Source organism: Pseudomonas sp. CH235, from assembly GCF_004368175.1.
GTDB lineage: Bacteria > Pseudomonadota > Gammaproteobacteria > Pseudomonadales > Pseudomonadaceae > Aquipseudomonas > Aquipseudomonas paraglycinae.
Map to the genome: position 1 here is coordinate 24,564 of NZ_RRZJ01000021.1, position 21,387 is coordinate 45,950.

Here is a 21,387-nt window from a genome sequence, read left to right on the forward strand (position 1 = left end):
AATAGTCGGCCTATTAGCTGACTCGCCGAGTCGGGTCTAGCCTTACTACTCCGAAGTCGGCACGAGCCGGCCGCAGAAGACCTGATAAGGACCCGAACATGGCAAATGAATCGAAATGCCCGTTCAATCACGCCGCCGGCGGTGGCACGACGAACCGCGATTGGTGGCCGAATCAACTGAACCTGAAAATCCTGAGTCAGCACTCGCCCGCATCCGATCCGATGGGCAAGGACTTCGACTACGCCAAGGCTTTCAAAAGCCTGGATTTCCAGGCCCTCAAACGCGACCTGACGGCGCTGATGACCGACTCCCAGGAGTGGTGGCCAGCGGACTTCGGCCACTACGGCCCGCTCTTCATCCGCATGGCCTGGCACAGCGCCGGCACCTATCGCACCGCTGATGGCCGTGGCGGCGCCGGCTCCGGCCAGCAACGCTTCGCCCCACTCAACAGCTGGCCGGACAACGTCAGCCTCGACAAGGCCCGACGTCTGCTGTGGCCGATCAAGCAGAAATACGGCCGCAACATTTCCTGGGCCGATCTGATCGTGCTCACCGGCAACGTCGCGCTGGAATCGATGGGCTTCAAGACCTTCGGTTTCTCCGGTGGCCGCGCGGACGTCTGGGAACCGGATGAAGACGTGTACTGGGGCTCGGAAAACAAGTGGCTGGGCGGCGACAACCGCTACGGCAAGGACCCGGAATCCATGCAGCCGCCGGGCGAAGGAACACTGGTCGCGGAACCTGCCGAACACGGCAATGAGGAAAGCCGCACCAACCAGGGCGAACGCAACCTCGAGAACCCGCTCGCCGCCGTGCAGATGGGCCTGATCTACGTGAACCCGGAAGGCCCGGAAGGCAATCCCGACCCGGTGGCCTCGGCCAAGGATATCCGCGAAACCTTCGGCCGCATGGCCATGAACGACGAGGAAACCGTCGCCCTGATCGCCGGCGGCCACGCCTTCGGCAAGACCCACGGCGCCGGCCCCGCCGATAACGTCGGCCCGGAACCGGAAGCCGCCGGCCTCGAAGAACAAGGCCTGGGCTGGAAAAACAGCTTCGGCACCGGCAAAGGCGCCGACACCATCACCAGCGGCCTGGAAGTGACCTGGACCACCACCCCGACAAAGTGGAGCAACAACTATCTGGAAAACCTGTTCGGCTTCGAATGGGAACTGACCAAGAGCCCGGCCGGTGCCCATCAGTGGAAACCGAAAAACGGCGCCGGGGCCGGCACCATTCCCCACGCCCACGACCCGAACAAACGCATCGACCCGACCATGCTTACCTCCGACCTGGCCCTGCGTTTCGACCCGGCCTACGAGAAGATTTCGCGGCGCTTCCTGGCCAATCCCGATCAACTGGCCGACGCCTTCGCCCGCGCCTGGTACAAGCTGATTCACCGTGACATGGGCCCGCTGTCGCGTTATCTCGGCCCGGAATTGCCCCAGGAAGAACTGCTGTGGCAAGACCCGATTCCCGAGGCCAAGCATCCACTGGTGGACGACAGCGATATCAGGGCTCTGAAAGGCAAAGTACTGGCCTCGGGGCTGTCCGTTTCGGAACTGGTTTCCACTGCCTGGGCGGCCGCATCGACCTTCCGGGGCTCGGACAAACGCGGCGGTGCCAATGGCGGACGTCTGCGTCTGGCACCGCAAAAGTTCTGGCAGGCCAACCAGCCGGAGCAACTGGACAAGGTGCTGAAAGTCCTCGAAGGCATTCAGAACGAGTTCAACGCCGGGGCGGCAGGCAAGCAAGTCTCGCTGGCGGACCTGATCGTGCTGGCGGGTAATGCCGGTGTCGAACAAGCGGCGAAAAACGCCGGGCACACGGTGACCGTGCCGTTCAATCCGGGGCGCACCGATGCGACTCAGGAGCAAACCGACGTCGAGTCGTTCGGTTTCCTTGAACCGCACACCGACGGCTTCCGCAACTACGCCGCCAACACCTACCGCGTGCCGGCCGAAGCGTTGCTGATCGACAAGGCGCAACTGCTGACCCTTTCGGCGCCGGAAATGACCGTGTTGATCGGCGGCCTGCGCGTGCTGGACACCAACGTCGGCAAGACGAAACACGGGGTCTTTACCGACAAGCCCGGATCACTGACCAACGATTTCTTCCGCAACCTGCTGGACATGGGCGTGGAATGGAAACCGACGTCGAAAACCGAGTTCGAAGGCCGCGACCGTAAAACCGGCAGCGTGAAGTGGACGGCGACCCGGGTCGATCTGGTGTTCGGTTCCAACTCGGTGCTGCGGGCGCTGGCAGAGGTGTATGCCAGCTCCGATGCGAAGGAAAAGTTCGTCAACGACTTCGTTGCCGCTTGGGCGAAGGTGATGGATCTGGATCGGTTTGATTTGCGCCAATAAACCTTTTTCATCCACCCACAAAAAACGCCGCTCATCGAGCGGCGTTTTTTATAGCCGGTTCTGCGGAAGTAATGCGGTGGAGCTGAAACCCAACCCCCTCACCCCAGCCCTCTCCCCGAGGGAGAGGGAGCCGACCGAGGTGTATTGCGCGATACATCGACCTGAAGAATCGAGTCGATTATAGATTCGGTAAAGCAGGATCAGGTCGGCGTAAATCTGAAGCATCCCGCAATCAGTCCCCTCTCCCTCCGGGAGAGGGTTAGGGTGAGGGCTGGATCTAAAGTTGAAACACCATCTCAAGACCAACCCCAAACGACCAGCCTCAAGCCAAGCTCTTGCTAACCACCTCATAAACATCACTAGACAGCTGCCCCGAAGCCAGAATCCGCTCCAGCTCCGCCTTCATCAGCGCCTGACGAGCACCGTCATACTTGCGCCAGCGCGTCAGCGGCGCCAATTGACGCGACGCGATCTGCGGGTTGAAGCCGTTCAGTTCGATCACCAGATCCGCCAGGAAGCGATAACCCGAACCGTCCGCCGCGTGGAAGTTGATCAGGTTCTGTCCGGCGAACGCACCGACCAGCGCACGCACCTTGTTCGGGTTCTTGATGTTGAACGCCGGGTGCTGCATCAGTGCCTTCACACGCTCCAGACCGCCCGGCAAGGTGCTGCCGGCCTGCACGCTGAACCACTGATCCATGACCAGCGGATTGTCCTTGAAGTGCTCGGCGAAACTGGCCAGCGCGGTCGCTTTCTGCTCGTCGAACGGCGAGTTGACCAGCACCGCCAGCGCGGTCAGGCGCTCGGTCATGTTGTCGCAGGTGTCGAACTGTTCCAGAGTTGCCGCCAGCACTTCCGGCTTGCCGCTGAGCATCAGGTAAGACAGCGCGATGTTCTGCAACGCGCGACGGGCGAAGTGCTCGGCCTCGGCCACGTACGGGGTTTGCTTCGACAGGTCGCGGTTGGCCTGATAACGCAGCCACAGCGCCTCGAACAGATTGTCCGCCAGTTGCTGACGGGCGAATTCGCGGGCGATATGGATCGCGTCCACGTCGGCGACTTCGCTGATTTCGGTCAGGTAGGCTTCGCTTGGCAGCGAAAGCATTTCCGCGACCATCGCCTGATCCAGCGACTCGTCCGACAGCACCGTGCGCAAAGCGGAAACCAGACGTGGGTCGAGCACCAGGCTTTCGCCCTTCTGCTGCTGGCCGATCAACTCTTGCAGCACCTGCACCGACAGTTGCTGGCCGGCATCCCAACGATTGAAACCATCGGTGTCATGCTGCATCAGGAACATCAACTGATCGCGGTTGTACGGGAAGCTCAGTTTCACCGGCGCCGAGAAGCCACGCAGCAACGACGGCAGCGGCTGTTCGGCGATGTCGACGAAGGTGAACGTCTGTTCGGCTTCGGTCACCGAGATCACTCGGCTAGTGCCTTGGGCCGAGGCTTCGCCGGACAGACGCAGGGCAATCTCGTTGCCCTGACTGTCGAGCAAGCCCAGCTCCACCGGGATCACGAACGGCAGTTTTTCAACCTTGTCCGGCGTTTCCGGGCAGCTCTGGCGGAAGGTCAGGCTGTAGGTTTTCGCAGCGGCGTCGTAAGACTCGCTCACCGCCAGACGTGGTGTGCCGGCCTGGCTGTACCAGCGCTTGAACTGGGTCAGGTCGACGCCGTTGGCATCTTCCATGGCCTTGATGAAGTCATCGCAGGTCACGGCCTGGCCGTCATGGCGTTCAAAGTACAGGTCGCTGCCTTTGCGGAAGCCTTCGGCGCCCAGCAGGGTGTGGATCATGCCGACCACTTCCGAGCCCTTTTCGTACACGGTCAGGGTGTAGAAGTTGGAAATCTCGATGAAGCTGTCCGGGCGCACCGCGTGGGCCATGGGACCTGCATCTTCGGCGAACTGGTGGGTACGCAGGTACGCCACGTCCTGAATGCGCTTGACCGTGGCCGAGTTCATGTCAGAGGAGAAACCGGCATCGCGGAACACCGTGAAGCCTTCCTTGAGCGACAGCTGGAACCAGTCGCGGCAGGTCACGCGGTTGCCCGACCAGTTGTGGAAGTATTCGTGAGCGACGATCGCTTCAACGCGCTGGTGCGCGGCGTCGGTAGCGGTTTCGGCACGGGCCAGCACGGCGCTGGAGTTGAAGATGTTGAGGCCCTTGTTCTCCATCGCGCCCATGTTGAAGTCGTTCACGGCGACGATCATGAAGATGTCCAGATCGTACTCGCGACCGTAGACCTCTTCGTCCCAGCGCATCGACTTCTTCAGGCTGTTCATGGCGTGCTGGCACTTGTCGATGTTTTCCGGCTCGACGTAGATGCGCAGCGCCACGTTGCGGTTGGTCATGGTGGTGAAGCTGTCTTCAACGCACCACAAGTCACCGGCCACCAGCGCAAACAGGTACGCCGGTTTCATGAACGGGTCTTCCCAGGTCGCCCAGTGTCGGCCGTCTTCGCCGGGGCCGCTGGCGATCGGGTTGCCGTTGGACAGCAGCACCGGATAGCTGTGCTGCTCGGCGACCACGGTGGTGGTGAACTTGCTCATCACGTCCGGGCGGTCGAGGTAATAGGTAATCTTGCGGAAGCCTTCGGCCTCGCACTGGGTGCAGAACATCGTGCCGGACTTGTACAGGCCTTCCAGTGCGGTGTTGGTTTCCGGGTGGATCCTGACGCTGGTGTCGACCGTGAAGGTTTCGCTGGCCGGTTGCAGGGTCAGGTGGTTTTCAGTCAGTTGGTAATCGCTCGCGCTCAGTTCCTGGTCTGCCAGGGTCACCGAGAGCAATTCCAGCTGCTGGCCATCGAGCACCAGCGGCGGCAGGCCCGGGCCACGGGCCGGGTTGCGGCGCATCACCAGTTGCGCGTGGACCAGACTGTGGTCCTCGAACAACTCGAAGGTCAGGTGTGTTTCATCGATCAGGTACTCGGGCGCCTGATAGTCCTTCAGGTAAATCATCTTCGGTTGTTCGGTGCGCATGCTGAAGTCCTTATTGATGCACGGCGAGCTGATAGGCCGTGTACTTGCGAATGTTGATCACGCCGGTGTCGAAGATCAGGTACTGGCCCTTGATCCCCAGCAGCGTGCCTTCGGCAATCGGGTTCTTGTCCAGGTTGAAGCTGACGATCTTGGCCGGGTACTGCTCGACCGGGTAGCGGATTTCCAACGGCTCGACATCGGCAATTGTCTGAATGGCCTGGAGACCGAATCGCTCCTGCAAACCTTGCAGACCCGGGGCGCAGCTTTCGAACAGTTGATCGCGCACCTGCGCCAGATCCACCGCCGCCGCGTCGCCTTTGAGCAAGGCGCGCCAGTTGGTCTTGTCCGCCACCTGGCTGCGGAACAGGTCTTCGACGAAACCCGACTGCTGCCGCGTCGAAACGCGCATGATCGGCAGCGCCTGACTGGCGCCCTGGTCGAGCCAGCGGGTCGGCAACTGGGTGGCGCGGGTGATGCCGACCTTGATCCCCGACGAATTGGCCAGGTAGACGACGTGGTCGGTCATGCAGAATTTCTCGCCCCACTCCGGCTCACGGCAGGTGCCGGCCTCGAAGTGACAGCGCTCCGGGCTCATGATGCAAATGTCGCACTGGGCGAGTTTGGTCATGCACGGGTAGCAGTAACCCTGACTGAAACTGGTCTTGGTCTTGCGCCCGCAATGGGTGCAGTGAATCGCCCCCAGGTATTCCAGACGCACCGTGCTGCCGATCAACGGGTTGACCGGCACCTCGACGTCATCCAGACGAAACGCGTACTGCACGTTCGGCCCGTCCAGGCGCGCCGACATTTTGCTGATTGCACCGCGGCCGATCTCGATCAATGGAGGGCGTCCGACTTGAACAGGATGTTCGGCACTTCGATCGACTTCGACGCGCATTCCTGCGGGCCCATGTAACCGGTGCGCTCTTCCTCGGGCAGGTTCTGCATTTCCCAGGCGATCATCGCCTGCAACGACAGTTCACGCTGCTCGGCGGTGAGCTTGCCACCGTCCGACCATTTGCCGATTTCTACCGCCAGTTTCAGGCTCTGGTAGATGTCCGGGGTGATGTTCTTGATCAAATCGTTAAAAGAGGACATCAGGGTCTCCGTGCTCTTTATTCAAAAAATTCAGGCGGCCAGTTTACGGCGGTTGTACAAACCGCCCAACAAACCGGTTAAGCATCCGATGAGTAACCCGCTGACGTGGGCAGCGTTGGCGATTTCGCCGAAACCGATCATCGAGATCAGCCCGGACATGCAGATCACCAGCCACACCAGCATCATCACCAGCACGCCGCGCGGCAGGCGATAGGCCGGGTTCGGCGCAAGCAACTGGAAGATCCAGCAGTGACCGAGCAATCCGTAAAGTACGCCGGACAGGCCGCCGAACAGGCTCGGGCCGCTCCACGCGAATTGCGCATAGTTGGAAACCAGGCCGAACAGCAACGTCAGGCCGATCAGGTTGACGCTGCCCTGGCGCGACTCGATGCGCCGCCCCAGCTCCCAGTACCACATGCCGTTCATGGCCAGGTGCAGGACGCCGAAGTGGATCAGCATCGGCGTAAACAGGCGCCACCACTGCCCCGCTGCCAGGCTGTCGGCCAGTGGTGTGAAGTGGATGTAGTCGCCGACCACGCGGAAATCGAGGAAGGTCAGCCAACGCATGGTGTCGAGGTTATCGCCAAGGAAGGTCAACCCGCCGACGATCAGGCTCAGCAGCAGAATGAATCCGGTGGCTTTGGCATGTTTCAGTTGCTCGGCAAAGCTCGGGCGCTTGAACGTCGGCACCACCGGGATTTCCAGCTGCTGATCGGGGTCCCCCGCCGGGAAACGCTCGTACAGCGAACGTACGTCGTCGCTGATTTCCGAGGGCACCCACAATACCTGCTCGCCCGCCTCTTCGCTGACACGATGGGGCACTTGCATGCGTTGCAGCAGTTTGACGAAACCACTCAGGTCCGCCGCCAACGGCACACGCAAGACCGCTATGGCACTCATCGCAGCACCTCCGGCCGCTCGACGTCGACCCAGACAAATTTATGCGGATCGAGGCGGGTTTCCTGATCCAGACGATAGGCGACCAGTTTGCCGTAGAGCACCGCGCTGTAATCCAGGCACGCGAGGTTCGGCCGGATCGGCGCCGGTTTGCCGCTGCGCCAGTAGTGGCCGACGAACAGCAACGGCTCATCGACGCCGTAGCGCAGCAGGGAATTCTTTTCGCTGGAGGTCAGCGGCTTTTGCGCCACCGGTTCCGGCAATGCATCGGGTTGGAACACGATGTCGCCGTAGGTTTGCGGGTCGTCTTCCCAGAACTTGGTGCGGAAGAACGAGCGCACCAGGCCATCGCCGCTGGTCATGGTCAGGCCATCCGGCAGGCGCATGTCGGTGCCGCGCAGCAGGCGATCGAATACGGTGCAGGCGAAACTGCCTGGCACCGCCGACGCCTGGAGGAAGTGTTCATCGATGCAGCCATCGGGGAACAGCGCGCGCAGCGGCTCTATCAGGCCGGCATCCCAGCAGGCATGCACCACGCGGAAACGTCCGGCGTCGACGAACAGCGGCAGTTGGTAGAACCACTGCTGGAAGTCGTGCCAGTCGCCCGGATGGTCTTCGAACTGGGTCAGGGTTTCGTGCAGCAATCGGGCATGGCGCGGGGTGTGTTCACGCACGAACTGCTTGCCGCTGCCCGGAGGCGCCGGGGTGCTCCAGCCGAGGGCGTTGAACTCGTGGTTGCCCATGATACACAACGCCTGACCGGCCTCGACCATGTCGTGGACGATGTGCAGCGCCTCGCGAATCCGCGGGCCACGGTCGATGATGTCGCCGACGAACACGGCCATGCGCGACGGATGCCGCCAGACCCCGCCCTGCTTGTGGTAACCGAGACGGTCCAGCAAGTGTTCCAGGGTCAGGGCGCATCCGTGCACGTCACCAATCAGGTCATAACTGCGCGCGGGATCGAGCATCAGTCGCCTCCACCACCCAACTTGCTGCCCCAGCCGAGCTTGGTCCGGCAGACTTCGTAGTAGTTGTGGTCGAGCGGATGGATCAGCCGCAGCTTCTGCGCTTTCTTGCTGACGGTGATGGTGTCGCCCGGCGCGCAGGTGAAGTGGTTCTGCCCGTCGCAGGAGACCTGCGGGTAGATCTGCATATCTTTGGACACGACGATTTTCAGCTCACTGTTGCCATCGACCACGATCGGTCTGCCCGACAAGGTATGGGGGTACATCGGCACAATCACAATAGCGTCAAGCTTGGGATGCATGATCGGGCCGCCGGCGGAAAGCGCGTATGCGGTAGAACCGGTCGGGGTCGACACGATCAGGCCGTCGGCCTTCTGGCTGCAGACGAACTGGCCGTCGATGTACAGCTCGAACTCGATCATCCGCGTCGATTTGCCCGGGTGCAGCACCACGTCGTTCAGCGCGTCGCCCTGGCCGATGGCCTCGGCATGGCGACGGACTTCGGCCTGCAGCAGGAAGCGGTTTTCCACCAGATAATGGCCGTCGAGCACTTCGGCGACCTTGATTTCCAGCTCGTCGGGGCGGATGTCGGTGAGGAAACCGAGGCTGCCACGGTTGATCCCGAGCACCGGAATATTGTGTTTGGCCAGTGCCCGCGCCGCGCCGAGCAGGCTGCCGTCACCGCCGACCACGATGACCATGTCGCAGACTTCGCCGAGCATCTTGCGTGACGAAGTTTGCAGGCCATGGCCCGGCAGGACTTCGGCGATGGTGTCTTCGAGAATCACATGCAGGTGACGATCGAGCAGGAAGCGTTTCAGTCGGCGGACGGTATCCAGCACCTGGGAGCTGCCCAGGCGACCGATGATGCCGATATTACGAAATTGCTCCATGGGACTCCTGCGGGGGACTGAGACGGCGAAAAGTACGATTATGGGCGAAAGCGCCGGATAGACAAAATCCTTTCACCCCCGAGGATGCGCCTGTGTTTGAGGCTATGCTCGCAAGATGATCCTATTTTCCGATTTGCTTCAGCTGCCCCACCAGTTACGCCACCCCGAGGTGCGCGATCTGGCGTGGGTGATCCTCGCCCCGCCGATGCTCGCCGCAACCCCATGGCCGCAGCGCCATCCGCTGGCGGGCAGCGACTGGGTCAGCGACCCCGAACGCCTGGAACACTGGTTGCGCCAGCTCGACCGCGACAGTTACGGCCTGCTGCACTGGCTGTCCCAGGCCCGCACCCGGCGCCTGGGCCTGTATTACGAGCGGTTGTGGCAATTTGCGGTGAAACACGCGCCGGGCATCGAACTGATCGCCGCCAACCTGCCGATCCGCCGCGAAGGCCACACCCTCGGCGAGCTGGACATGCTGCTGCGCGATCGCGACGGCGTGCACCACCTGGAACTGGCCATCAAGCTCTACCTCGGCCCGCAGAACGGCGACGGTCATGATCCGGCGTCGTGGCTGGGGCCGGGCTGTCATGATCGACTGGATCGCAAACTGGCGCACCTGAGCGAACATCAGCTGCCGATCTCCGCGCGCCCGGAAAGCCGCGAAGTGCTGGCGGCGCTGGATGTCAGGTCGTTCAGCGCGCAACTGTGGCTGGGCGGATACTTGCTGTATCCGTGGCCCGGTCAGTCCGTGCCGCCCAGCGGCGCCCACCCGCAGCATTTGCGTGGCAGTTGGCTGCATCAGAAAGACTGGCCGGCGTTTGTCGCCCAGCGCCCGGACGGACGCTGGCAACCCCTGCCCCGCCACGCCTGGCTGGCGCCGGCGCACTACCCGGCGGACCAGACCTGGAGCAACGGCCATTTGCAGGCCTGGCTCGATGAACTCGAACCACTGGCCCCGGCGCAACTGATGGTGCGCCTGACCGAAAACGCCCGGGGCGAATGGGAAGAAGCCGAGCGGCTGTTTCTGGTGTCGGACCTGTGGCCGAACGTGCCGGGGCAGAATTAAACCGACAACCGCACCGCCAGTGCGGCCAGCGTCACCAACAACACCGGCACCGTCAGCACGATCCCGACCTTGAAGTAATACCCCCAGCCGATCCGGATGTTCTTGCGCTCCAGCACATGCAGCCAGAGCAAGGTCGCGAGACTGCCGATCGGGGTGATTTTCGGCCCCAGGTCGCTGCCGATCACGTTGGCGTAAATCATCGCTTCCTTCACCACACCCGTGGCCTGGCTGGCATCGATCGACAGCAAGCCGACCAGCACCGTCGGCAGGTTGTTCATGATCGAAGACAACAACGCCGTCAACACCCCGGTGCCCATCGCCGCGCCCCACACACCATGACCGGCAAACACATCGAGCCACCCGGCCAGATAGTCGGTGAGCCCGGCATTGCGCAGCCCGTAGACCACCAGGTACATGCCCAGCGAGAAAATCACGATCTGCCACGGCGCCTCTTTCATCACCTTGCGCGTGGAGATCTTGTGCCCGCGCGCGGCAATCGCCAGCAACAGCGCCGCGCACACCGCCGAGATCGCGCTGATCGGAATCCCCAGCGGTTCCAGCGCGAAACAGCCGATCAACAAAATCACCAACACCGCCCAACCGGCGTAGAACGTGGCTTTGTCGTGGATGGCGGTTTCCGGGTGTTCAAGCTGTTCCGGGTCGTAAGCCTTGGGAATATCACGGCGGAAGAACCACAGCAGCATGCCCAGCGTGGCGGCGACGCTGACGAAGTTGACCGGCACCATCACCGCCGCATAGCGGTTAAAACCGATGTGGAAAAAGTCGGCCGAGACGATGTTCACCAGGTTCGACACCACCAGCGGCAGGCTCGCGGTGTCGGCAATGAACCCCGCGCCCATGACGAACGCCAGAGTCGCCGCCGGGGAAAAGCGCAGGGCCAGCAGCATGGAAATCACGATCGGCGTGAGGATCAGCGCTGCGCCGTCATTGGCGAACAGCGCCGACACCAGCGCGCCGAGCAGCACCATAAAAGCAAACAGCTTGCGCCCGCTGCCCCGCCCCCAGCGCGCTACGTGCAAGGCGGCCCAGGCGAAGAATCCCGCTTCGTCGAGCAGCAGACTGATGATGATCAGCGCCACGAACGTGCCGGTGGCGTTCCAGATGATTTGCCACACCAGCGGGATATCGCTCAGGTGCACCACGCCGAAAATCAGCGCAATGATGGCGCCGAACGTTGCACTCCAGCCGACCCCGAGGCCTTTGGGTTGCCAGATCACCAGGGTAATGGTCAGCAGGAAAATCAGTGACGCAGCGAGCATTCGCGACAGCCTTCAGTCAGGTTAAGAAAACAAGCCACAACAAAAACCTGTGGGAGCGAGCCTGCTCGCGATTGCGATGTGTCATTCAACTGATGTGCCAGCTGATACACCGCCATCGCGAGCAGGCTCGCTCCCACAGGGTCGATATCTTGTCAGAAAAATCAGTGGATCACTTCTTGTGCTGCGCCACCCACTCACCAAAGGCATTGATGAAACTTTGCAGAAACGGCTTCACCGACTCGTTCAGTTTGCCCGCCTCGTCGAACGCCGTGCCCGCGCCGCCCAGGTAGGCTTCCGGCTGCTGCATGCAAGGCACGTTGAGGAAAACGAAGGACTGACGCAGATGCTGGTTGGCACCGAAACCGCCGATGGCACCCGGCGAAACGCTGATCACCGCCCCCGGTTTGCCGCTCCAGACACTCTTGCCATATGGCCGCGAACCGACATCGATCGCGTTCTTCAAAGGCGCCGGCACCGAGCGGTTGTACTCCGGGGTGACAAACAGCAGAGCGTCGGATGAACCCACTTTTTGCCGGAAAGTGCTGTAGGCTGCCGGCGGTGAATCGCCGTCGATGTCTTCGTTGTAGAGTGGCAGATCGCCAATTTCGACAATGTTCAGCTTGAGGTTGGCCGGTGCCAGTTCCGCCAGCGCCAGGGCGACCTTGCGGTTGATGGACGCCTTGCGCAGGCTGCCGACCACTACTGCGACGTTATAGACATTGCTCATTGGAAGACTCTCGACTGTCCGTGGGAGGAGCCACTAGTTATAGATGATCCGGTGACGATTTCACCAGACGCCGAAGGTTATTTCCCGCGTCTGGATTATTTTTTTCCTGTAGGAAAACTTACCAAGCTCGATGAAGGTCTACCAAGCCGCAAATCAAGCGTTTTATCTCCAGAGGTTCTAAGCAGATGGCAGCAGTACTCGTCGGTCAGTTCCATGCAAGAGATGCGGAAGGCCGCGTTTATTCCGTGCATGAGTTCCAGGAATCCAACCCGTCGGCAGACGGTTTCACCGGCACGGAGCCCGTTACCACCTACAAACTGGCGATTGGCGACCGCGTCAACAAGATCGACGACAACGAGTTTCTGCTGGTTCAGTCGGGCATCACCCTGATCCGCGAACCCGAGCCATCGGTCGCTTCATAACCGATCGTTATGAGCAGAAGTCATCCGCGCCGAGTTGGGGTAGGATTCAGCCACTGACCCCAACGGCCGGACATGGACTTCACGCATGCGTTTACGTCATATCGAGGTGATTCAGGCGCTTTTGCAGACCGGTCACGTGGGCACCGCCGCCGAATGGCTGCAACTAGCGGCGCCCGAGGTCGAGGAGCGTTTGCGCGAAGCCGAGAGTCAGCTCGGGTTCATGCTGTTCGCCAGCGTACGCGGACGACTTCAGCCAACCCCGGAGGCCCGGGCGCTGCAAGTCGAGATCGGCCACATCTATGAAGCGCTGGAACCGGTGCAACGGCTGGCCAGCAGTCTCAAGCAATACCTCGCCCCACCCCTGCGGATCATCGGCACCCCGCCGCTGGCCCAGCAACTGCTGCCGCAAAGCCTCGCCGCCCTGCGCCGGCGCCTGCCCGACGTGCCCTGCACCCTGCTCAGTGAACCGACCCGCGACATCGTCCGCCACCTGCTGCTGCGCGACAGCGATCTGGGCCTGAGCCTGCACGACCCACAACATCCCGACATTGATTGCCAGCCGCTGGCCCAAGGCAAATTGCAGTTGCTCGCGCCCCACGGCTGGCTGCAACCGAAGCAGAAGTACATTTCCCTGCAGGATCTGGCCGGTCAGGCGATGGTCGGCCTCGAAGGTCAGGACCCGTTGAGCCCGGCCCTGGAAAACAAGCTTCAGGCCCTGCGCCCGGCGCCGACCATCCAGACCCGGGTGCAGACCCACCAGATGATGCGCAGCATGGTCGAGGCCGGCGAAGGCCTGGCGATCGTCGACCCGTTCACCGCCCTCGGTGCACGGGCGGGCGGTCTCGATGTTTGCCCGCTGTCGCCGGCGGTGCCGATCAGCCTGTATGCCCTGACCTTCAAACACGCCACGCCGTCAGCGGCGATTCAGACGCTGCTCGGGATCGTCACGGAACAAGCCGAGGCGATGCTGGCGAACTGATCGGATGTTCCAGCGGGTTATCGAACAATCGATACCAGAACAACGCCACTTCGGCGGTGTTCGGATCGATGCCGCGATAGCGCAGGTGGTCGATGCCGCCGATCACATAGCCACAACGCTCATACAGACGGCAGGCGCCGAGGTTGTTGTTCTGGGTTTCCAGCATGATTCCCGGCAGCTTTTTCTTGCGGCTCCAGAACTGCGCCACGTCGAGCAAGGCCTTGGCCACACCATGGCGCCGCGCCGGGGCGTGCACCGCCAGTTCATCGATATGGGCGAAGCCGTTCCAGTTGGTGCTGATCACCAGATGACCGACCGGCTCGTCCTCCAGATACGCCATGAAGATCGCGCTGTCGGCGGCGTCGCGAAAACTGCTGAACTCCTCCGGATCGATGCCGTAGCACTTGCGATACGGCACGATGGCGGTCACGGCCCATTGCGCCACAGGCTTGCCGATTTCGGCCGCGCCGTAGGCGGCCACCTCGAAACTGAAATCGCTGCCCCAGATATATTCGGCAAAACTGTCGTCGGCGACCCGCACCGACAGCCCTGGGTATTTCGGATTCATGACCGGTTGCATACTCGGAAAAGCCCTCATTCCTTGACGCAATCGACGGTGTAGTGCCGCCCATTGCCCTCATCTTCGTGTTGCAGACCGTGCACATCGACTACGAACCCCGGAAACGTTGTGTCGAACGTGCGGGCAAACCTGAGGTATTCGATGATCGAGCGCGTGGATTCGGTAAAACGTTCGCCGGGCATGATCAGCGGAATGCCCGGCGGGTACGGCACCAGCATCACCGCTGCGACCCGGCCTTCCAGCTCATCGATCGGCACCGCCTCGACTTCGCCGCGCACCAGTTGGTCGTAGGCGTGGGCCGGTTTCATGGCGATTTCCGGCAGCACGGTGTACATGCGCTTGAGGTGTCTGGCGGTGGCGTTGCTGCGGTAGCAGGCGTGGAGCTGATCGCACAGATCGCGCAGGCCCATGCCGCGATAGCGCACAGGATCTTCCTGGGCGACGCACTTGAGGCAGGTATCGAGGCTGACGTTGGCGTCGTAGCTGCGCTTGAACTCCAGCAGTTCGGTCAACAGCGTGCTCCACTTGCCTTTGGTGATGCCCATGGAGAACAGCACCAGAAATGAATACAGGCCGGTTTTCTCCACCACCAGCCCGCGCTCCCAAAGGAAACGGCTGACCACTGCCGCAGGAATGCCCTTGTCGCTCAAAGCGCCCCCGGCGGTCAGGCCCGGCATGACCAAGGTGACCTTGATCGGGTCGAGCAGCACGTAGTCGTCGCTGACCTCGCCGAACCCGTGCCAGTCCGCATCCGGTTGCAGCAGCCAGTCCTCGGTCTGCACCCGGTCGATGCCTTCGACGCCCGGTGGCTGCCAGATCGAGAACCACCAATCGTCAGCGGCGATGTGCTGACGCAGATTGGCCAGCGCCCGGCGAAAACTCAGGGCTTCGTCGAAGGTTTCCTGTAGCAGCGAGCGGCCGGCCGGTCCTTCCATCATCGCCGACGCCACGTCCAGCGAGGCGATGATGCTGTACTGCGGCGACGTCGAAATGTGCATCATGAACGCTTCGTTGAACCGGTCGCGATCCAATTGCCGCGCGCCGCCGTCCTGCACATGAATCATCGAAGCCTGACTGAACGCCGCCAGCAGCTTGTGGGTGGAATGGGTGGTGAACACCAGCGGACTGTCCTCGCTGCGCGAGGTGGCCATGCCGTAACGGCCGGCAAAGAATTCGTGAAACGCCGCATAGGCGTACCAGGCTTCGTCGAAATGCAGGACTTCGACGCTGTTGCCCAGACTCTGCTTGATCAGCTCGGCGTTGTAACAGAGGCCGTCGTAGGTCGAGTTGGTGATCACCGCCAGTTTGACTTTCGGCTCGCGGCCCTTGGTCAGCGGGCTGGCATCGATCTTGGCCTGAATCGATTCGCGACTGAATTCACTGAGCGGAATCGGACCAATGATCCCCAGCTCATTGCGCTCCGGGCACAGGTACAGTGGAATCGCGCCGGTCATGATGATCGCGTGCAACACCGACTTGTGACAGTTGCGATCCACCAGCACCAGATCATCGCGCCCGACCATCGAATGCCAGACGATCTTGTTGGCGGTCGAGGTGCCATTGATCACGAAAAAGGTGTGATCGGCGCCGAAATTGCGCGCGGCTCGCGCTTCCGCCTCGGCGAGTGGCCCGGTGTGGTCGAGCAAGGAACCCAGCTCCGGCACCGACACCGATAAATCGGAGCGCAGGGTGTTTTCCCCGAAGAACTGGTGAAACGCCTGCCCCACCGGACTCTTGTGATACGCCACACCACCGCCATGACCGGGGGTGTGCCAGGAATAATTGGAATCGGCCGTATGCTGCACCAGCGCCTTGAAGAATGGCGGCAACAGCCCGTCCAGGTATTTGCGCGCCGCCCGCGCCACTTGCCGGGCGAGAAACGGCACGGTGTCTTCGAACAGGTAGAGAATGCCGCGCAACTGGTTGAGCTCGGCCATGGCATCGGCCGGGGCGTTTTCCAGGGTGACTTGCTCGCCAAGGGCAAAGATCGGCAGATCCGGCGCCCGCACCCGGGCCAGACCGATCAGTTCGGCCATGTTCTGCAACAGGTGGGAGTTGGTGCTGGCGTCTTCGGCGGCGATCAGCATGCACGCCAGACCATGGTGGGTTGACGCCACCAGCCGGCCTTCGGTGTAGTCCGTGGCCGAAACGATACTGAAACCTTCCAGCTCCAGCTCTCGGGCGATTCCGCGAATGCGGTCACCGGCAACCGTGTCGGCCTTGATGTCGCGGTGGACGATCAGCACCGGGAACTTCAAATCTTTGTACATGGGGCTCAGTGTCCTGAGGCGGCGGAGAGTGATCTGCCAATGTCCTCAGGGTAGAGGGTCGGAGCGGATGTGGCGAGGGTGGCCAGTTGTCAGTACTGCCAAAAACAAAGGATCGCCCGCACATGGCTTGGTGTTCGGACGATCCTTTAGTGCCTTACGCTTCAGCTTCAGCTTCAGCTTCCAGCAGCTGGGTCCACAGCGCCGGGGCGCCGGCCGACTTGGCGATGATTTCCAGACGCACCTGATGTTCGGCCAGCTCGGCTTCGGTGGCGCGAATGATTCGCCCCGGTTTGCGATCCGCCGGCAGACGGCGGATTTCGGTGGCGGAGTTGTCAGCGCCCTCGCCCGTGCCATTGCCGTCGGAGGCGTTGCCGGCCAGCGACAGGCTGGTCTGGCCACCGGTCATGGTCAGGTAGACGTCGGCGAGAATTTCCGAGTCGAGCAATGCGCCGTGCAGCTCACGGCCGGAGTTGTCGACGCCGTAGCGTTTGCACAGGGCATCGAGGCTGTTGCGCTGACCCGGGTGACGTTCCCGGGCCATCATCAGGGTGTCGAGGATCGTGCAGTGCTGCGTGATGTCCGCGCGATCCTGCTGGCCCATCAGCGCGAATTCGTTGTTGATGAAGCCAACGTCGAACGCCGCGTTATGGATGATCAGCTGCGCGCCGTTGATAAACTCGAAGAACTCGTCGGCCACTTCGGCGAAACGCGGCTTGCCGACCAGGAATTCATTGGTGATGCCGTGAACGGCAATCGCGCCTTCATCACTCTCGCGATCCGGTTGCAGGTAAACGTGAAAGTGTCGGCCCGTCAGGCGTCGACCGATCAGCTCGACACAACCGATTTCGATAATCCGGTGGCCGTCGGTCACCGGCATGCCGGTGGTTTCGGTATCGAGTACAACGGATCTGGTGGCCATCAGTGTTCAGCTCTCAACGGGGGTCAATCGTGCAAAAGCGGCGATGTTAACACGCTCGCCGGGAGTGTTTCAGTGGGAAGGATTCAGCTCTGCTTGTAACCGCGAACCTCATCCACCCCACGGTTGGCCAGCTGGTCGGCGCGTTCGTTGCCGTGGTGGCCGATGTGACCGCGGACCCATTTCCAGGTGACCTTGTGGCGGTTGACCTGCTCGTCGAGCTCTTTCCACAGGTCGGCGTTTTTCACTGGCTCCTTGGCGGCGGTTTTCCAGCCGCGCTTCTTCCAGTTGGCCATCCACTCGTTGATGCCTTTCATCACATATTGCGAGTCGGTCACCAGCAGCACTTCGCACGGACGCTTGAGGGCTTCCAGGCCGCGAATTGCGCCAAGCAGCTCCATGCGGTTGTTGGTGGTGTTGGCTTCGCCGCCCCACAGTTCCTTTTCAACGCCCTTGCACACCAACAGGGCGCCCCAGCCGCCCGGGCCGGGGTTGCCCTTGCAGGCGCCGTCAGTGAACAGTTCTACGCTATCGACGCTTTCGCTCATGCCAGTCTTTCCAGAAAAATACGTGGCCTCGCCGATCACGGATCGACAATGGCCGAGGCCGGGATACACCCGGCCATAAATAAAAGAAGGTTTACGGTTCGACGCGCCGGCGGTTGACCTTGGCCATCGGCAGCGGAATCAGCTTGCCCATCGGCTCGCGGCGTTCCTGACGCACCGGACGCAGGCCGACCACGATCTTGCGCGCAACCAGCAGATAGAAGCCGCCGCCCGACAGTTGCCAGTCGCCAGCCTTGCGTTCCCAGCCGGCCAGACGGGCCTGCCACTTGGGTGACGCGAGCGGCGGACGATAGCACCCGAAGCGGCGTTTCTCCAGCGCGAAGCCCAGCAGGTTGAGCCAGTCCGCCACCCGTGACGGCGAGATGCAGCGCGCCTGACGCAAAGCGTCATGGGCGAATACATGGCGCAGCCCCCAGGTACTCCAGGGGTTGATGCCGACGATCAGCAGATGCCCGCCGGGGCGCACGCTGCTGGCCGCTTCGCGCAAAAGTCCGTGGGGCGACAGGCAGAAATCCAGGCCGTGCTGCAACACCACCACGTCGGCGGCGTGCTCGCTCAACGGCCAGGCCTGTTCTTCGCAGACGATCTCCACGCCCGGCAACGGCGCGCCAAGCCGCACGTTGCGCTGCACCTGCGGCGCCGACGGCGGTGTTTCGGCGGACGGGCCGTAATGCACCAGATAGCCGCCGAAGAATCGGCCCAGCTCGTCTTCGAGCATGCGCCGTTCTTCGTCCAGCAGAAATTGCCCGAGGGGGCCGGACAGCCATTCACGGGCTGCACCGATCAGCGCGAGCCAGTCAGGATCGGCCTGAGCGAACGCTTTATCGATCATTGCATTCTCCAACACGCCAGGAACCTCTAAGATGCGCCAATGTTACCCGCTTGGCGAATTCGACGATGATACAGATCAGTGCCCTGCCCGCCTTCACCGACAACTACATCTGGTTGTTACAGGATCATGCCACCCAGCGTTGCGCAGTGGTCGATCCGGGGGATGCCGCCCCCGTGCAGGCGTGGCTCGACGCGCATCCGGGCTGGGTGCTCGGCGACATCCTCATCACCCACCATCACCACGACCATGTCGGCGGCGTCGAGACGCTGAAAAAGGCTACCGGCGCCACGGTCTACGGGCCGGCCAGCGAAAGCATCCCGGGGCGTGACGTGGCCCTCAAGGACAACGACACGGTGCGCGTGCTCGGCTGGGACTTCGACGTCTACGCCGTGCCTGGCCACACCCTGGGACACATCGCCTACTACCATCATGGCCTGCTGTTCTGTGGCGACACCCTGTTCGCTGCCGGTTGCGGCCGCCTGTTCGAAGGCACGCCGCAACAGATGCACCAGTCGTTGAGCCGTCTGGCGGCGCTGCCGGAAGACACGCTGGTCTACTGCACCCACGAATACACCCTGAGCAACCTGAAATTTGCCGCCGCCGTGGAGCCGGGCAACCGGGACATCGCCGCCCGTCTGGAAAAGGTCAGCCAGCAACGTGACAACGGTGTGATGACCCTGCCCTCGACTCTCGCGCTGGAAAAGCTCACAAACCCCTTTTTGCGCACCGGTGAAATATTAGTTACACAAAAAGTGGACGAACGGAACGGCCCTCAAAACCGGGCGCCGAGTGAGGTTTTTGCGGCTCTGCGGGCATGGAAAGATACGTTCTAAGTGGCTCACCGCTTGGTACAAAAATTCTGAATGGTTGACCGCAGGGGGTGCGCTTTCTAGAATCGCCCGACATTTTTGCCCGGAACTTACTTCCAGCCAATGTCGTCATCCATACGTAAGTCCGTCAATTCAGATGCTTTGACCCGCCTGGCGCAAGCCATCGCGGTGGCTGTGTCCGCCACACTGGCGGGCTGTTCCAGCCACGCTCCGCAGACTGAAGCGACACATACGCCGAACATTGCTGCGCGAGCCAAGCAGAAGCCTATCTGGTTGTCCGAAAAGCCCAGCCCGCAGGTGCCTCAGGACATCTGGGAGCGCATGCGCAGTGGTTTCCAGCTGCAGGAAGGTCTGGGCGTGAACCCGCGCATCGAGCAACAGCGCCTGTGGTTCGCCAGTAACCCTTCCTTCCTCGAGAACGCCGGCGAACGCGGCAGCCTCTACATTCATTACATCGTCGAGCGCCTCGAAGAACGCAACATGCCGCTGGAGCTGGCGCTGCTGCCGGTCATCGAAAGCGCCTACAACCCGATGGCCTATTCCCGGGCCGACGCAGTGGGCCTCTGGCAGTTCATCCCGTCCACCGGGCGCTACTTCAACCTGCGCCAGACCCGTTTCTACGATGGCCGTCGCGACATTACTGCCTCGACCACGGCAGCGATGGACTACCTGACCCGCCTGCACGACATGTTCAACGGTGACTGGCTGCTGGCCCTGGCCGCGTACAACGCCGGTGAAGGCACGGTCAGCCGCGCTATCGAGCGCAACGAAAAGCTCGGCCTGCCGACCGACTACTGGAACCTGCCGCTGCCGGCGGAAACCCAGGCTTACGTGCCGAAACTGCTGGCGCTCTCGCAAGTGGTACTGACGCCTGAAGCCTATGGCGTGAACCTCAACCCGATCGCCAACGAACCGTATTTCCAGGTCGTCGAAATCAACCAGCGCATGGACCTGTCCAAGGTCGCAGCGGCGGCCAACATCGACGAAGACGAGCTGTTCCAGCTCAACCCGGCGTTCAAGCAGCGCACCACCATCGACGGCCCGCAGCACCTGCTGGTGCCGACCTCGAAGGTGCAGCTGCTGACTGCCAGCCTGCAGACCATGCGTCCTGAAGAGCTGATCAGCCCGCGTTCGCTGAAACCGGTGTTCGAAGGCGCCGATCCGAGCGAGATCGCACAGGCCAAGCGCGCTTATCGGGTCAAGCGTGGCGACAACCTCGGCTCCATCGCCAAGGCCAACAAGGTCGAGGTCAAGGACCTGCAACGCTGGAACAAGCTGACCGGCAAGAACCTCAAGGTCGGCCAGACCCTGGTCATGCGCGACACTACCCAGCGCACGCCGACCCGCAAGAATGGCGGGCGCATCAATACGGTCGTCGCTGCCAACAGCAAGACCAGCAGCAAAGCTAAAGCCCAGGACGACAGCAAGCAGCAGACCCAGTACAAGGTCAAACGCGGCGACACGCTGTACGTGGTGGCCAAGCGCTTCAACGTCGAGATGCAACACCTCAAGCGCTGGAATCCGGGCGCCGGCAAGGCGCTCAAGCCTGGGCAGATGCTCACGGTCTACCAGCCGCACTGACAAAGAGCCCCTGAAATTTCAGGGGCTTTTTTTCGCCTGTCATTTTTTTGATATTTCCATAGATCGGCGCAGACAGCCCCCACAATTAACCGCGCATTAAGCACCTGTCTTTTTCCTGTCCATACAAGCTGTTACT

General features: G+C 61.8%; 19 protein-coding genes. 6 read left to right on the forward strand and 13 right to left on the reverse strand.

Features of this window, described 5'->3' with window-relative positions:
• Positions 1-98: 98 nt before the first annotated feature.
• Positions 99-2,366, forward strand: coding sequence for a catalase/peroxidase HPI (gene katG / locus EIY71_RS19980; RefSeq protein WP_102687419.1), 2,268 nt, complete (start codon positions 99-101; stop codon positions 2,364-2,366).
• A gap of 322 nt (positions 2,367-2,688) precedes the next feature.
• On the opposite strand, the gene pepN is transcribed toward katG, so the two are convergent.
• From pepN to EIY71_RS20010, 6 genes are read right to left on the reverse strand one after another with little or no spacing between them, the layout of a single operon-like run.
• The gene (gene pepN, locus EIY71_RS19985) at positions 2,689-5,346 is read right to left on the reverse strand and encodes an aminopeptidase N (protein WP_134022840.1); all 2,658 of its coding nucleotides are present in this window, start codon (positions 5,344-5,346) and stop codon (positions 2,689-2,691) included.
• A gap of 10 nt (positions 5,347-5,356) precedes the next feature.
• Complete coding sequence (locus EIY71_RS19990; protein WP_102687417.1) at positions 5,357-6,187, reverse strand: DUF2797 domain-containing protein; 831 nt, start codon at positions 6,185-6,187, stop codon at positions 5,357-5,359.
• Positions 6,184-6,444, reverse strand: a complete 261-nt coding sequence (locus EIY71_RS19995) for a YeaC family protein (RefSeq protein WP_011333626.1) — start codon at positions 6,442-6,444, stop codon at positions 6,184-6,186. Before EIY71_RS19995 ends, EIY71_RS19990 begins: the two co-directional genes overlap by 4 nt.
• A gap of 30 nt (positions 6,445-6,474) precedes the next feature.
• The gene (locus tag EIY71_RS20000) at positions 6,475-7,344 is read right to left on the reverse strand and encodes a rhomboid family intramembrane serine protease (protein WP_134022842.1); all 870 of its coding nucleotides are present in this window, start codon (positions 7,342-7,344) and stop codon (positions 6,475-6,477) included.
• A complete protein-coding gene (locus EIY71_RS20005) occupies positions 7,341-8,315 on the reverse strand; it encodes a metallophosphoesterase (protein ID WP_169432621.1) in 975 nt (324 codons plus the stop codon). Before EIY71_RS20005 ends, EIY71_RS20000 begins: the two co-directional genes overlap by 4 nt.
• On the reverse strand, positions 8,312-9,202 hold the full coding sequence (locus EIY71_RS20010; protein WP_007956919.1) for an NAD(+) kinase: 891 nt from the start codon (positions 9,200-9,202) through the stop codon (positions 8,312-8,314). The genes EIY71_RS20005 and EIY71_RS20010 overlap by 4 nt, the downstream gene beginning before the upstream one ends.
• 115 nt (positions 9,203-9,317) lie before the next feature.
• Between EIY71_RS20010 and EIY71_RS20015 the strand changes: the two genes are divergently transcribed.
• Complete coding sequence (locus EIY71_RS20015) at positions 9,318-10,268, forward strand: DUF1853 family protein (protein ID WP_134022844.1); 951 nt, start codon at positions 9,318-9,320, stop codon at positions 10,266-10,268.
• On the opposite strand, the gene EIY71_RS20020 is transcribed toward EIY71_RS20015, so the two are convergent.
• Together EIY71_RS20020 and EIY71_RS20030 are read right to left on the reverse strand one after the other, a co-directional pair.
• The gene (locus EIY71_RS20020; RefSeq protein WP_134022846.1) at positions 10,265-11,548 is read right to left on the reverse strand and encodes an arsenic transporter; all 1,284 of its coding nucleotides are present in this window, start codon (positions 11,546-11,548) and stop codon (positions 10,265-10,267) included. The genes EIY71_RS20015 and EIY71_RS20020 overlap by 4 nt on opposite strands.
• Positions 11,549-11,717: 169 nt before the next feature.
• Positions 11,718-12,275: an NADPH-dependent FMN reductase gene (locus EIY71_RS20030; protein ID WP_007956924.1), complete on the reverse strand. Its 558-nt coding sequence runs from the start codon at positions 12,273-12,275 to the stop codon at positions 11,718-11,720.
• Between the two features lie 185 nt (positions 12,276-12,460).
• Between EIY71_RS20030 and EIY71_RS20035 the strand changes: the two genes are divergently transcribed.
• Positions 12,461-12,697 (forward strand): hypothetical protein, encoded by a 237-nt coding sequence (locus EIY71_RS20035; RefSeq protein WP_007956926.1) that lies wholly within the window; start codon positions 12,461-12,463, stop codon positions 12,695-12,697.
• Between the two features lie 85 nt (positions 12,698-12,782).
• Entirely contained in the window at positions 12,783-13,676 is an 894-nt protein-coding gene (locus EIY71_RS20040; RefSeq protein ID WP_085608956.1) for a LysR family transcriptional regulator, read from the forward strand.
• Here the strand turns inward: EIY71_RS20040 and EIY71_RS20045 are convergent.
• The 5 genes from EIY71_RS20045 to EIY71_RS20065 form a co-directional block, all read right to left on the reverse strand.
• Positions 13,642-14,256 carry a GNAT family N-acetyltransferase gene (locus tag EIY71_RS20045; protein ID WP_085748397.1) on the reverse strand — a complete coding sequence of 205 codons (615 nt, stop codon included), beginning with the start codon at positions 14,254-14,256 and terminating at the stop codon, positions 13,642-13,644. The genes EIY71_RS20040 and EIY71_RS20045 overlap by 35 nt on opposite strands.
• A gap of 14 nt (positions 14,257-14,270) precedes the next feature.
• Positions 14,271-16,526 (reverse strand): Orn/Lys/Arg decarboxylase N-terminal domain-containing protein, encoded by a 2,256-nt coding sequence (locus EIY71_RS20050; protein WP_064382285.1) that lies wholly within the window; start codon positions 16,524-16,526, stop codon positions 14,271-14,273.
• 154 nt (positions 16,527-16,680) lie between these two features.
• Positions 16,681-17,445 carry a DNA polymerase III subunit epsilon gene (gene dnaQ / locus EIY71_RS20055; protein WP_134022848.1) on the reverse strand — a complete coding sequence of 255 codons (765 nt, stop codon included), beginning with the start codon at positions 17,443-17,445 and terminating at the stop codon, positions 16,681-16,683.
• Between the two features lie 83 nt (positions 17,446-17,528).
• Positions 17,529-17,990, reverse strand: coding sequence for a ribonuclease HI (rnhA, locus tag EIY71_RS20060; protein ID WP_003224162.1), 462 nt, complete (start codon positions 17,988-17,990; stop codon positions 17,529-17,531).
• Positions 17,991-18,081: 91 nt separating this feature from the next.
• The gene (locus tag EIY71_RS20065; RefSeq protein WP_102687410.1) at positions 18,082-18,840 is read right to left on the reverse strand and encodes a methyltransferase domain-containing protein; all 759 of its coding nucleotides are present in this window, start codon (positions 18,838-18,840) and stop codon (positions 18,082-18,084) included.
• A 65-nt stretch (positions 18,841-18,905) separates the two neighbouring features.
• Here EIY71_RS20065 and gloB point away from each other — a divergent pair, with 65 nt between their 5' ends.
• Together gloB and EIY71_RS20075 are read left to right on the forward strand one after the other, a co-directional pair.
• The gene (gloB, locus tag EIY71_RS20070) at positions 18,906-19,673 is read left to right on the forward strand and encodes a hydroxyacylglutathione hydrolase (RefSeq protein WP_085748416.1); all 768 of its coding nucleotides are present in this window, start codon (positions 18,906-18,908) and stop codon (positions 19,671-19,673) included.
• Positions 19,674-19,772: 99 nt separating this feature from the next.
• The gene (locus tag EIY71_RS20075; RefSeq protein WP_134022850.1) at positions 19,773-21,251 is read left to right on the forward strand and encodes a LysM peptidoglycan-binding domain-containing protein; all 1,479 of its coding nucleotides are present in this window, start codon (positions 19,773-19,775) and stop codon (positions 21,249-21,251) included.
• Positions 21,252-21,387: the final 136 nt, after the last annotated feature.